Annotated in this window: 10 protein-coding genes and 1 pseudogene; 9 read left to right on the top strand and 2 right to left on the bottom strand. The window is 38.9% G+C overall.

The genetic code is table 11. The annotated features are described in order from the left end of the window. Positions 1 to 116: 116 nt before the first annotated feature. Positions 117 to 788: pseudogene (locus I6F49_RS15175) on the bottom strand (IS4 family transposase); the annotation flags it as partial. 900 nt (positions 789 to 1,688) lie between these two features. Between I6F49_RS15175 and I6F49_RS15170 the strand changes: the two are divergent. The 5 genes from I6F49_RS15170 to ihfA all read left to right on the top strand — a co-directional run bounded on the left by I6F49_RS15170 (position 1,689) and on the right by ihfA (position 7,486). Further along, entirely contained in the window at positions 1,689 to 2,744 is a 1,056-nt protein-coding gene (locus tag I6F49_RS15170) for a DUF2066 domain-containing protein (protein WP_166420797.1), read from the top strand. Then, positions 2,744 to 3,454 carry a DnaA regulatory inactivator Hda gene (hda, locus tag I6F49_RS15165; protein WP_197181207.1) on the top strand — a complete coding sequence of 237 codons (711 nt, stop codon included), beginning with the start codon at positions 2,744 to 2,746 and terminating at the stop codon, positions 3,452 to 3,454. Before I6F49_RS15170 ends, hda begins: the two co-directional genes overlap by 1 nt. 346 nt (positions 3,455 to 3,800) lie before the next feature. Then, entirely contained in the window at positions 3,801 to 4,781 is a 981-nt protein-coding gene (gene pheS / locus I6F49_RS15160; protein ID WP_002960692.1) for a phenylalanine--tRNA ligase subunit alpha, read from the top strand. Positions 4,782 to 4,796: 15 nt separating this feature from the next. After that, on the top strand, positions 4,797 to 7,184 hold the full coding sequence (pheT, locus tag I6F49_RS15155; RefSeq protein ID WP_197181206.1) for a phenylalanine--tRNA ligase subunit beta: 2,388 nt from the start codon (positions 4,797 to 4,799) through the stop codon (positions 7,182 to 7,184). A 2-nt stretch (positions 7,185 to 7,186) separates the two neighbouring features. Beyond that, positions 7,187 to 7,486: an integration host factor subunit alpha gene (gene ihfA, locus I6F49_RS15150; RefSeq protein WP_002960690.1), complete on the top strand. Its 300-nt coding sequence runs from the start codon at positions 7,187 to 7,189 to the stop codon at positions 7,484 to 7,486. A gap of 293 nt (positions 7,487 to 7,779) precedes the next feature. Here ihfA and I6F49_RS15145 read toward each other — a convergent pair whose 3' ends face one another. Beyond that, on the bottom strand, positions 7,780 to 8,580 hold the full coding sequence (locus tag I6F49_RS15145; RefSeq protein ID WP_197181205.1) for a DUF2989 domain-containing protein: 801 nt from the start codon (positions 8,578 to 8,580) through the stop codon (positions 7,780 to 7,782). 173 nt (positions 8,581 to 8,753) lie between these two features. Between I6F49_RS15145 and I6F49_RS15140 the strand changes: the two genes are divergently transcribed. The 4 genes from I6F49_RS15140 (at position 8,754) to I6F49_RS15125 (ending at position 13,852) form a co-directional block, all read left to right on the top strand. Next, on the top strand, positions 8,754 to 10,196 hold the full coding sequence (locus I6F49_RS15140; protein WP_197181204.1) for a glyceraldehyde-3-phosphate dehydrogenase: 1,443 nt from the start codon (positions 8,754 to 8,756) through the stop codon (positions 10,194 to 10,196). 183 nt (positions 10,197 to 10,379) lie between these two features. Continuing rightward, positions 10,380 to 11,507, top strand: a complete 1,128-nt coding sequence (locus I6F49_RS15135; protein ID WP_010554015.1) for a M14 family metallopeptidase — start codon at positions 10,380 to 10,382, stop codon at positions 11,505 to 11,507. A 376-nt stretch (positions 11,508 to 11,883) separates the two neighbouring features. After that, entirely contained in the window at positions 11,884 to 13,386 is a 1,503-nt protein-coding gene (locus I6F49_RS15130) for an alanine/glycine:cation symporter family protein (protein ID WP_197119429.1), read from the top strand. 139 nt (positions 13,387 to 13,525) lie between these two features. Then, complete coding sequence (locus I6F49_RS15125) at positions 13,526 to 13,852, top strand: hypothetical protein (RefSeq protein ID WP_024593065.1); 327 nt, start codon at positions 13,526 to 13,528, stop codon at positions 13,850 to 13,852. The last annotated feature ends 1 nt before the right edge of the window (position 13,853 follow it).

The raw sequence follows: 13,853 nt of genomic DNA, 5'->3' as shown, positions 1-13,853 counted from the left end.
TCAAGTAACCAATGACTAAGCATAAAAATACCCTCATAATCAAAAGATGATAAGGGTATTGTGAAGCAACCAAAAGATCGGTCAACCGATCAAAAATACCTTAACTGATCGGTGTTAGCTACTACGGTTGGATTAACCGTGGTTTTAGCCCTGACAACATAAAAGCCTCCTGCTGTATCAATTGATTCAAGATACGATAACTTAAAATAACCTCTATCCGCTAAAAACAAGGTGTCGACTAACGATTTAGCATCAGGTAAAAAATCATATTCAGCTTGGCTATCAGGACTCACTGAGATTTCTTCGGGATAACCTTGAAGCACATCCCAACTCACATGAACCTCTATTGCCGCAGGACTTATTTTAGTAAAGCGACCTTTAAAGGTATCTTTTAAACTATCGTGCGCTGCGAACGAACTTCCATCTTGCAATACGATGCGTTTAAAGTCAGAAAGAGTGGCGTCTGTACCGAGTATTTGTTGCTGCCATTCATTTAACGCCACATCGACCAGTGATTTCATCAATAGGCTGAATTCAGGCTTACTCAGTTGATTGTGAAACGGTTTATATTGAACATCAGTTTCCGTCAACTTCACAAAATAGCGATGTAAATCTGTCACGGTGTTTACCGATTTATCGCCTAGAGCCGTTATTAACGACATGACTAATTCGAAAGGTTTTATTATTCGTTTACGGCTACAAAAACGGCTTGTTTTACCTATTTCGTTAATATTAAAATCGTTAAGCACTTTCGTTATTTTGTTTAACTCAGTATTATGTTTATTCATGCTCTGCTTTTGGGATAGATAGTGGTTTGGCGATTACTATCAGATCAAATTCAGAGCATGTTTTCAAGTTTTATTCCTTAAGATCCAACCTATGAGCATTTGCTATGTGGCTCTCAACCGCTGTGGGCACTACGACATTACCAGGCTTCAAATTGTAGAAACCCGTTACAGCAATGTGACGGGTTTTTTGCTGTCTGGGATTTAATAAATAGCCAAGAGCGCATACCGAACTCAGTAGTGAAACAAAACAGCTCGAAGGCGAGCCCCGCGGAAGGCCGCCCCGACACAAAGATAGTGTAGCATTTCACTGTGGCTCTCTACCGCTGTGGGCACTACGACATCCTACTGCGTAGCGCACCGACCTCAAATAGTAGAAAGCCCGAATCTAAAGATTCAGGCTTTTTTACGTCTGCAGAAAAGTAAAATGTGTACAATTAATGCACACTCATCTACTCCTAGAATGTAGCTCGGGCGAGCAAAGCGACTCCCGACGTTAAAATCATAATAAAACCCCCCCAATATCTCTGCACGCCAATAAGTGTGTAGCATTTGCTATGTTACTTTCTACCGCTGTGGGCACCACGACATCCTAATGCGTAGCGCACCGACTTCAAATTGTAGAGAGCCCGAATCTAACGATTCGTTCTTTTTACGTCTGCAAAAAAGTAAAATTCGCGTAATTAACACACACTCATCAACACCTATTACATAGGTCGGGCGAAGCGAATCCCGACGTTAAAAACACCTAAGAATCCTATAAACTAAATCGATAATTAACAATATATTTTAAAGTCTCTATTTCTAAATTTTATATAATAATACTGATAACAAATATAATTTTGCTTTGTTACTGGGTTTGATTTAGGATCAAATCAGTTTAAAACCAAGAACTAATAGCCTGTGTATAGATTATTAATTAGCGCCATATCCATTTTATTTTGTTTCTCTGCGTCGGCAGTTGAAGTAACTGATCTATATCAAGATATTTTAAAAGTGGATGATAAAACACGAGACACTCGATTAGCAGCGAGCCGTAAAGCTTTACTCAATGTTTTAGTGAAAGTAAGCGGTGATGAAACTGCGGATCAAAACAAACTAGCGCAGCAACGCACTAAAGATATTTCTGATTATATGCTTAAGTTTGAATATGACGAGAGAGCAAATGGACAATTGAAACTCGTTGTTAAATTTGAAGCTCGAAAGATCAATGCGTTAATCAAAGAGTTAAACTTACCTTTATGGGGAGTACAACGCCCATTAGTCGCAATATGGTTAGGTATTGAAGACAATTGGCGCAGAGAATTAGTAACACAAGAAAGTTACCCGCAGTTAGAACAGCTCATTTATGACAAAGCTGGACGCCGAGGTTTACCTGTCGTTGTGCCATTACTTGATTTACAAGATAGACGTTTAGTAGGTATTCCTGAGGTATGGGGTAACTTTTCAGAACCAGTAGAAGAGGCCTCTAGACGCTACAGTGCTGAGCGAAGTATTACAGCAAGAATGTATAAAGAAGCAGATAGCGAAAATTGGATTTTAGATTGGCGTTTTACTAATGATGATCAATTTGATTCAAATAGATTAACGGGCGATAAGCAGCAAATAGTGAGCCAAATGATCGATACCCTAGCACGAGGCCTTGCAAGCGAGTACGCTATTGATCCAAATGCTTATTATGAACAAGCCGCGGCCACGCTAACATTAAAAGGCACGCAAAGTTTTGTTGATATTGAATTAGCAAAGCAAAGATTATTGAACTTAAGCGTTGTTACGCAAGTTAAAATTGTTCGTAAAACACCAGAATTTGTAGAATTTAAACTAAACCACACTGGTAATCTAAGCGATCTTAAAAAAGGCTTAGGGCTCGACTCCTCATTTAAAGATTATGAGGATCCACGCGCTTTTTATCATGTTGTCGATAAAAATAGCCTAGAGTATCAATGGGTAACGCCATAATGATAATGTCTGAGCCGATGCAAATGGCATTACCGGTTACCTTACCGGATGACGAAACATTTGCATCGTACTTTGGTGGGGAAGATTCGTTAGAGGTTAACCATTTAAAAGATAGCTTTTCGAAGTTAGCTAAAAAGTTTCAGTATACTTATTTATGTGGGTTAGGTGATTCGGGTAAGTCTCACCTTTTGTATGCAACCTGCATTAAAGCTCAAGAGCGTGGCTTATCTAATATGCTGCTGTCTATGCGCGAAGTAGTTGATTTTGGACCTATGGTATTAGACGGCTTGGAAGCGCTTGATGTTCTATGTATCGATGATGTGCATTTAGTTGCAGGAAATGATGCATGGGAAAAAGCACTATTTAACTTTTTTAACCGATTTAACGAACCCGGTAAAATGTTAGTAGTAACTGCCGATTTACTTCCAAGTATGCTTAATATTACGCTGCCCGACTTAGAATCCCGTTTAACGTGGGGTACAACTTTTCAAATTCGCTCTATGAGTGATGACGATAAAGCCCAAGCACTAGTTAAGCGCGCTCATATGCGTGGCCTTGAATTAAGTGATGAGTGTGCACGCTTTTTATTAACGCGTTTAAGCCGTGATATGCGTGCTTTATTAGATGTACTCGACAAATTAGATCATGCATCGATGGCCGCACAACGAAAATTAACTATTCCTTTTATAAAATCAACGTTAAAGCTGTAGTAGGTCTAGAATCTAGACCCTGCTTTCAGTTATCATAAGCTATTATCAGAGCGTGTTTACCTTTCCTGATTGGAATTTGTTATACTGAAGAGTGTTTTAATCACGTTGCAAAGTTTGTACCATAGTATTTGTATACAAAACTAGAGCAACAAAAAAATAAGCCACCCACAGTAAAGCACTTCAGGCAGCATGTATTTGGTCTTTATTTAGCGTTATAGCATGATGATGTAGGAAACTACATCGCAGTGCTTAGCCTTGTTTAATAACCAATAACACTGTTGTAAAGCAATCTTGAAAGGCCAACACGCTCTTAAGCAATCACCTTCTGTGAAAGATCAGGTATCGAATGAACTTAGAAAACATATTAGCGCAAGCACTTGAGGCGGTAGCCAGTGCCAGTGAAATAGCGCAGTTAGAAGATATCAGGGTTAATTACCTTGGTAAAAAAGGCGAAATCACTAGCTTACTTAAAACGTTAGGTAAAATAGCACCTGAAGAACGTAAAGAAGCAGGCCAAGTTATAAACCAAGCTAAACAAGATGTACAAGCTGCTATTAACGAAAAGCGTGAGTTGCTAGCAAGTAAAGCACTTGAAGAAAAACTAGCTGCTGAAACTATAGATGTAACTCTACCAGGGCGTGTTATGCCTACTGGCGGTTTACACCCAGTTACGCGCACTATTGAGCGCATAGAAAGCTTTTTTGGTGAGTTAGGATTTGAAGTTAAATCAGGTCCAGAAATCGAAGATGATTTCCATAACTTCGATGCGCTAAATATTCCTGAGCATCATCCTGCTCGTGCTGACCACGATACCTTTTATTTCAATCCTAAATTAGTACTTCGTACACAAACAAGTGGCGTGCAAATTCGTACTATGGAAACTGAGCAGCCACCACTACGCATTATTTCTCCTGGTCGTGTATACCGTAACGACTACGACCAAACACATACACCTATGTTTCATCAGGTTGAAGGGTTAATGGTTGATACGGATGTTAGCTTTACTGAGCTTAAAGGTATTTTGCATGACTTTTTACGTAACTTCTTTGAAGAAGATATGGAAATTCGTTTTCGTCCTTCATTCTTCCCATTCACAGAACCTTCAGCTGAAGTAGATGTTATGGGTAAAGACGGTAAGTGGTTAGAAGTACTAGGCTGTGGCATGGTACATCCAAACGTACTTAAGTCTGTGGGTATTGACCCAGAAAAATACACCGGCTTTGCTTTTGGTATGGGTGTAGAGCGCTTAACTATGTTGCGCTATGGCGTAAACGATTTACGTGCATTTTTCGAAAATGACTTAAAATTCCTAAACCAGTTCCGTTAAGAGTGAAATAATAAAATGAAATTTAGTGAAAAGTGGTTAAGAGAGTGGGTTAATCCTGCTATTGATACGCAAGCTCTTTCGGAACAGCTTTCAATGGCTGGTCTAGAAGTTGATGGCGTTGAGCCTGCTGCTGCCAAATTTAATGGCGTAGTTGTTGGTGAAGTTGTTGAATGTGGACAACACCCTGATGCAGATAAACTGCGTGTTACCAAAATTAACGTAGGTGGCGATGAGCTACTTGATATCGTGTGTGGTGCACCAAATTGTCGTTTAGGTATTAAAGTTGCTGTTGCAACTGTGGGCGCTGTACTGCCTGGTGACTTTAAAATTAAAAAAGCCAAACTACGCGGCCAACCTTCAAACGGAATGCTATGTGCTTTTGTTGAGCTAGGTATTAGCGAAGAAGGCGACGGCATTATGGAATTGCCAAGCGATGCACCAGTAGGCACTGATTTACGTGATTACCTAGGTCTTGACGATAACATTATTGGTGTTGATTTAACGCCAAACCGTGGTGACTGTTTAGGTATTAAAGGCCTTGCACGTGAAGTAGGTGTTTTAAACAGCATTGACGTAAATGTATTAGATATCCCTACGGTTACTCCAACAATTGATGACAAAGTATCAATTGAGCTAGTTAATGAAAATGCATGTCCTCGTTACCTTGGTCGTGTGATAAAAGGCATTAATCTTGATGCAGAAACACCGCTTTGGATGGTTGAAAAGCTACGTCGTAGTGGCGTACGTTCAATCGACCCAGTAGTTGATGTTACAAACTATGTATTACTTGAACTTGGTCATCCAATGCACGCGTTTGATTTAAATGCGATTGAAGGTGGTATTAAAGTACGTAGTGCAGCCGCAGGTGAAGAGCTTGTTTTATTAGACGGTAACACCGCTAAATTGAACGAGACAACACTTGTGATAGCCGATCATAACAAAGCGCTAGCAATAGCAGGTGTTTTTGGTGGTGAGCAATCAGGCGTTACAGATAAAACATCTGACATATTACTTGAAAGCGCGTTCTTTAATCCTGTTGCAATCGCAGGGCAAGCACGTAGTTACGGTTTACACACTGATGCTTCACACCGTTATGAACGCGGTGTTGATTTTGCTTTGCAACATGATGCAATGGAACGTGCAACAGCACTTCTACTTGAGATTGTAGGTGGTCAAGCAGGCCCAGTAGTTGAAGCTGTCGCAGCTGACAAACTTCCAAAAGTGACTGAAGTACGTCTTCGTCGTGCACGTTTAGACCGTGTTATTGGTCATCATATTGAAGATGCTAAAGTAACTGATATTCTTACGCGTTTAGGTCTTGATGTTAAAGTAGAAAATGAAAGCTGGAGTGCGGACGTACCAAGCTACCGTTTTGATATTCGCATCGAAGAAGATTTAATTGAAGAAGTAGCACGTGTTTACGGTTACAACAGCATTCCTAACGTTGCACCAACTGCAAAACTTAAAATGACCACGCATAACGAAGCAACTATTGCGCTTAGCAAGTTCCGCAATACGCTCGTTACTCGTGGTTACCAAGAAGCTATTACATACAGTTTTGTAGACCCTAAAGCACAAGCTATTTTACACCCAGAGTGTAAAGCTATGGTATTGCCGCACCCTATTTCAATTGAAATGTCTGCAATGCGCGTAAGTTTAATGCCGGGTTTATTAGCGTCTTTGGCGTATAACCAAAATCGTCAACAGCCTCGTATTCGTTTATTCGAACATGGGCTTAAGTTTATAAGCGACGAAAGTGCAGAAAACGGTGTTTACCAAGTACCGGTTATTGGTGGTGTTATTACGGGTCTTGTAAATGGTGAGCATTGGGTTGAAGAAAAACGTAACGTTGATTTTTACGACCTAAAGGGCGATGTTGAAGCTTTACTTGCTATTACCAATGACGTAACTCGTTTTGAAATTAAAGCGGAGCAGTCAGATGGACTTCACCCTGGTCAGTCAGCAGTAATATATGTTGATGGCAAAAAGGTTGGTTTTTTTGGTGCTTTACATCCTCAAGCTCAAAAGTCGTTAGATATCAACAACGCAACTTTTGTTTTTGAAATTGAAATGTCAGCAATAGAAAAAAGAAATTTACCGCAAGCAGAAGGGGTGTCTAAATTCCCTTCAAATCGCCGCGACATCGCGATTTTAGTGGCAGACAGCGTTAAATCTGGTGACATTTTAAGCGTGATCGAAAAAGTTGGCGGAAATCAATTGGTTGACCTAAACTTATTCGATGTGTATAAGGGCAAAGGTATTGAGCCAAATTATAAGAGTTTGGCGATTGCTCTAACACTGCAAGCGGTTGATAGAACACTCGAAGAGAAAGATATCAATCTAGTAGTTGATAACGTGGTGGCCGAATTGGCCGAACAGTTTAATGCATCGTTGAGGGACTAGATATGGCGCTTACTAAAGCCGACATAGCTGAACACCTATTTGAAAAGCTCGGGATCAATAAAAAAGATGCCAAAGATTTAGTTGAAGCGTTTTTTGAAGAAATCCGCTCAGCGCTAGAAAAAGGCGAGCAGGTTAAGCTCTCTGGATTTGGTAACTTTGATCTTCGAGACAAAAAAGAAAGACCAGGCCGCAACCCGAAAACAGGCGAAGATATTCCTATTTCGGCACGTCGCGTGGTGACTTTTCGACCAGGTCAAAAGCTTAAAACCCGCGTAGAAGTGGGCACAAGCAAAGCAAAATAAAAAAAGGCAGCGTAAGCTGCCTTTTTATTTGCCTGAATAACCTAGTTATTATATTATACCAACCTGCATAAATCTTTGATCAATTTAACGGATTAAATTGCACTATAACGTCGTTAAAAATTTTTATTTACGACTGCATGGATGCAGGAGGTAGGAGGTAGAGCAATGCAGGGAGCAATTGCCGAGAACAACTAGATACAAAAATTTTTGCCTAGTTCTAGCGTAATTTCCTTAACGTTAAATAGAACCCATACATAAGCAGATTGGTATTAGGTTATTTTTGCGATTATAAATTAAAATTCTCGAGGCGATACAAAATCACCTGCCATTATTTGCTGAAATGTTTGCTCTGCAAGTACATCTAGGCCGTCTAAACTTTTACCATTTGTTATTAATTGCTGCTCAATTTCAAACCCATCAATATTTTCAATTCCCGACATTTGCGCTACTTTAGAAAATATATAAGCGTGCTTAAATTTATCATGTTTATAAAAAAGACTAATAAGTGATGTATACACTTCAGGGTTAGGTACGTTATCTTTTTTATTAAGTTCTAAAGTTTTATAAAGCAAATCTATGGTTTTTTCATCATCAAATTTAATATAGTAAGATGCTAGAAAAAACTGCATTTCGGCACTTTGCGTTACACTTTTGTCATTTCCTATAGCTAATAATTTAGTCAGTGCGCTCTGGTTATTATTTCGTGACCATTGGTAGTAGAGCAAACCGGGATGGTTTGTATTTTGGGTATCTTGATATAACCGAGTCATTTCTTTAATGCTCGTTAATTGACCGTCAATACGTGACGTTTTTTTAGCTTTTAACTTAATATGCTCTATTTTAGCAGCCACAGTTATGCATTGGTTATAAGATTCAAAGTTCTTGAGTAATTGGTATTTATTTTCATCAGTAGGGTCTTTGTATTCTATGTAACGTTTAATAATTACATCAGCGCGTTCATCCTTGCAGTGACTGTCTTTGTTTAAGTCGCTACAAAAGCCAGGTGTTTCTTTACACACTTTTGCGAGTGTCAACGGTTCTTCACACCCTGTCAACGTAAGCAAACCCAATAGTATACTTGCTTTTTTAAGCATCCCTTAACCCCAAATGAATATTTACTTTGTTATTCTAACGCAATCATTTAACGCCTAACAGTAGAGAATAACTTCAGATTAAATTAGAATAGCCCTGCCGAAGTGCATTACTCTCAAAATATAGTGCATTTTTAAAGGCTATCCGTTCAAAATGATAAACTTAGGTAAATAAAATGACCTCATCTCACGAGTTAGAATACACAAATAGTTGGCAAGAGCGCCAAGATTACGCAGAAAGCATGCAACCAATCATTGGTAAGCTTTACCGTAATCGTGGTATTGAAATCGCTGTATATGGCCGTCCTCTCGTAAATGCCAGTACTATCGATATTATCAAATCTCACAAAACTGTTGCTCAGTTTGAAGGCACTAAATTACGTTTACGCGAAAGCTTCCCATTTTTAGAAGCTATCAGCAAAATGGAATTAAACTCTGCACGTATTGATATTGGTAAACTTGCATATAGCTATTTGTTTACAGAAGCAGCTAAAGGCCGCTCAGTAGAAGAATTTGTAAAAGATGAACTTGCAGAAATAGCTGACTTACCAGCGAAAGAACCACGCGATGTTGTATTGTATGGTTTTGGTCGTATTGGTCGTTTACTAGCGCGTTTATTAATTGAAAAATCAGGTCCATATGCAGATTTACGTTTGCGCGCTATTGTTGTGCGTGGCGGTAAAGATGGCGACCTAGAAAAGCGTGCTAGCTTACTGCGTCGTGATTCAATTCATGGTCCGTTCAATGGTTCAATCACTATTGATAAAGAGCGTAATGCAATTAAAGCTAACGGTAGCTACATTCAAGTTATTTACGCCAACTCTCCTAGCGAAATTGATTACACTCAATACGGTATCGACAATGCATTAATTGTTGATAACACCGGTATTTGGAAAGACGAAGCGGGCCTTGGCCAGCATCTAGAGTGTAAAGGCGCTACAAAAGTATTATTAACAGCTCCTGCAAAAGGTAATATCAAAAACATCGTATATGGTGTTAACAACAAAGATATTTTACCTGAAGATAAAATTGTTTGTGCAGCAAGCTGTACAACTAATGCAATTACACCAACGCTTAAAGCATTAAACGATAAGTTTGGTATTAATAATGGTCATGTTGAAACTGTACACTCGTACACCAACGATCAAAACCTTATTGATAACTACCACAAAGCAGAGCGTCGTGGCCGTGCCGCAGCACTTAACATGGTAATTACTGAAACAGGTGCTGCAAAAGCGGTTTCAAAAGCATTACCAGAGCTTGAAGGCAAATTAACAGGTAACGCAATCCGCGTACCTACACCTAATGTTTCGCTAGCTATTTTGAACCTTAATTTAGCAACAAGCACATCGGTTGAAGAGCTAAACGCATTTTTACGCGATACAGCACTTCATTCAGACTTACGTGACCAAATTGATTACACCGCATCAACGGAAATTGTATCTACCGATTTAGTAGGTAGCCGTTACGCAGGTGTTGTTGATTCACAAGCAACGATTGTTGAAGATAACCGTATTGTTTTATATGTATGGTACGACAATGAGTTTGGTTATAGCTGCCAAGTAGTTCGTTGTATGCGCGATATGGCCGAAGTGTCATTCCCAAGCTTACCCCGCTAATTTATTTGCAGTGACTTAAAAGCCAGCATGTTGCTGGCTTTTTTGGTCGTGTATTATTTTTAAAGCGTATGCCTTGTGATAGGCTTTAATTAAGAAAATGTACATTCGTTTTACTATTTACAAAATAATGTCAGGTCTGTGAATTAATAAGCAGATAAACTTATTCAACCTAAAGGTTTTTTCATGAAAATCAGCAGCAATTTCGACAGTGGTAATATCAAAGTTATTGAAGCCACCGATCCTTTAAATATTCAATTAGAAATTAATAAAGATCACCAGTCTGAATTTTATCAGTGGTTTCACTTTCGTCTTGAAACAACACCTTACCAATTGCATAAGTTAAATATTAATGAGCTTGATAAATCAGCTTACCCAGATGGTTGGGAAGGGTATCAAGCCGTTGCATCATATGACCGTCAAACATGGTTTCGTGTACCATCAAGCTATGAAAATGGTACATTAAGCTTTGAAATTGAACCAGAGTGCGGCAGCGTGTATTTTGCTTACTTTGCACCATACAGCTACGACCGCCATTTAGATTTATTGTCTTGGGCACAAAGCCAAGGCGCTTGCCAATTAATCACGCTTGGTGAAACACTAGATGGCCGCGATATGAGTGTGCTTAAAATTGGTGAGCCAAGTGAAGATAAGAAAAACATCTGGATCACAGCACGTCAACATCCAGGTGAAACAATGGCGCAGTGGTATGTAGAAGGGCTATTGCACAAATTACTTGATGACGAAGATCCACATGCAGCTGCATTATTGTCAAAAGCAGTATTTTACGTTGTACCAAATATGAACCCTGACGGCAGCGCACGCGGACATCTGCGTACTAACGCTAAAGGCGTTAACTTAAACCGTGAATGGCAGACACCAAGCATGGAAAATAGCCCTGAAGTTTACTTAGTACTTAATAAAATGCGTGAAGCTGGCCTAGATATGCACCTTGATATACACGGTGATGAAGCTATCCCGTATAACTTTGTGGCAGGCAGTGAAGGTATTCCAAGTTACGATGCTCGTCTTAAAGGCCTAGAAGATAGCTTTAAAGCAGCGCTTTTAACTATTACTCCAGAGTTTCAAGATGAACATGGCTATCCAAAAGATGAGCCAGGCCAAGCTAACCTTACAGTAGGCTCATCAGCTACAGCTGAAGAATTTAAAGCATTAACGTACACAATTGAAATGCCATTTAAAGATAACAACGATTTACCAGATCCAGACTATGGCTGGTCGGACCGTCGTTCATATCAGTTTGGTCAAGATACATTAGCGGCTATTGTTAATGTTGTTGATAATTTAAGATAAAACGTTTATTTGAAGGGTATCAATAGTTTTGATGCCCTTTTTACTTTTAGTAAAACCCCTTTTACAAAAAATAATAATCATATAGCAACTTCATTCCAAAACGTTTTTAACGTTTCTTCGCCGCGTATCATCACCGTATCGGTACAAATCAATCTACTTTTCTTTAAATACTGCTGATGTAGTGCCTTACAGTAGCTACGTAATTAGATGTTTTGAAAATTAAGTGTTAACAAAGTTGGGGTACTTAAGTTAAGATTAATTAAATAATGAGTCGGGACGGGAAAGGTAAAACCTTATTTCGTGAAACTTATGTTGCGTAGTAGCTAAAGCAGAGTCTCGTAATTAAAAATAATAAATATAACTATAGAGGATATCCATGGAAGCTTTTGTAAGCGCTGTTAATGATGTTGTTTGGAGTAATGCACTCATCTATTTATGCCTAGGCGCAGGCTTGTTTTATTCAGTGTTAACTCGATTTGCTCAAGTTAGACATTTTAAAGAAATGTGTAAGCTATTATTTAGCCCAAACACGTCTGATAAAGGTATCTCATCTTTTCAAGCCCTTGCAGTATCGTTATCTGGACGAGTAGGTGTTGGTAATATCGCAGGTGTTGCAGCAGCTATCGGTTTTGGTGGTCCAGGTGCTATTTTTTGGATGTGGGTTGTTGCTTTTCTAGGAGCAAGTACCGCATACGCAGAATCTACTTTAGGCCAAATTTATAAAACAGAAGAAAACGGGCAATATCGTGGCGGGCCAGCATATTATTTTGACCGTTGTTTAGGGCAAAAATGGTTAGCTGTTTTATTTGCTGTTTCGGCAATTATTGCCTGTGGTGTTTTTCTGCCAGGCGTACAAGCAAATGCGGTAGGTAATGCGTTTACCCAAGTGTTTGGCGATGGCAATATGGTCACTACTAGCTTTGGTGACGTAGGTAGCTTTAAGTTAGTTGCACTGGCAATTATACTTATTGTTTTAGCATTTATTATTTTTGGCGGTATAAAGCGTATTGCGAATTTTACGCAAATAGTAGTGCCATTTATGGCGCTTGGTTACATAGTATTGGCACTAATCGTTGTATTTTTAAACTTAGATAAAGTGGGCGATATATTTTATCTAATTATTAGTGATGCATTTACTGCGCAGGCCGGTTTTGGTGCTGCTATTGGTTGGGGCGTCAAACGTGGTATATATTCTAATGAAGCAGGCCAAGGTACTGGGCCTCATGCAGCAGCTGCTGCAGAAGTAGACCATCCTGCTCAACAGGGGTTAGTACAAGCTTTCTCTGTTTATGTTGATACCATCTTTGTGTGTACAGCAACAGCGTTGATGATTTTAATAACGCAGCAATACAATGTTGTGGGTGAGTTACCAGCAGGGCAGTTTATTGTACAAAATGTTGATGCAGCCACTGAAGTAGGCTCAGCAGCCTTTACTCAAATGGCTTTATTTAGTGTATTTGGCAGTTTTGGACAAGCATTTGTGGGTATTGCATTGTTCTTCTTTGCCTTTACTACAATACTTGCTTATTACTTTATTGCAGAAACTAATATTGCTTACTTAAATCGTTACTTTAAAGGCAGTATCCCGCTTGTTATCGTGAAATTTGTGATTATGTTTATGGTTGCATACGGCATGGTCAACAATTCAGGTTATATTTGGACTATTGGTGATATTGGCGTTGGCTTAATGGCTTGGATTAACATATTAGGTATTTTAGCTATTTTCTTCGTAGCTAAGCCTGCTTTATTATGTTTAAGTGATTATGAAGAACAGAAGAAAAAGGGCGGAAAAATCATATTTGACCCAGTTAAATTAGGTATTAAAAATGCCACTTTTTGGGAAAAACGCCTAGCAAAACAGTCAAAAGACGCTGAGTAATTAAACTTAGTGAGTAACTTGGATGTTTATCGTTTCTAAATCACTTATTGGTTTAAATTCAAAAAAGACAACGAGAAATAAAACAAGTACAATAAAGGCGCCGAAAGGCGCTTTTTTTATGCGTAGTATGGAGAGAAGTATGGCGATTATTCGTTGCCCAAAATGTGCAAAATCAATTTCAGATAAACATAAACAATGTCCGCATTGCGAAAGTAACATTGCAGAGCTAAACGACGAGCAAGTTTTACAGCTTCAACGCGAACAGCGAATTAAAAAAAAGCAGATGTTTCTAAATCACTCCTTTTTGGCGCTTATCTTATTTTTAGGTGGTTTTTTCTGTTTGTACTTTTTACAACCGCAAGAAGAAACGCTTCAGTGGTATGCTTATACTGCCGCAATTGGCGTAGGTTGTATTTGGTATATTATAAACCGTATTATTTTAGTGACTCTAAAAAAGAAAAAATGAC

The sequence above is a fragment of the Pseudoalteromonas sp. SWN166 genome, assembly GCF_015864485.1.
Classification (GTDB): domain Bacteria; phylum Pseudomonadota; class Gammaproteobacteria; order Enterobacterales; family Alteromonadaceae; genus Pseudoalteromonas.
This window is presented reverse-complemented; position numbering and strand designations above follow the sequence as displayed.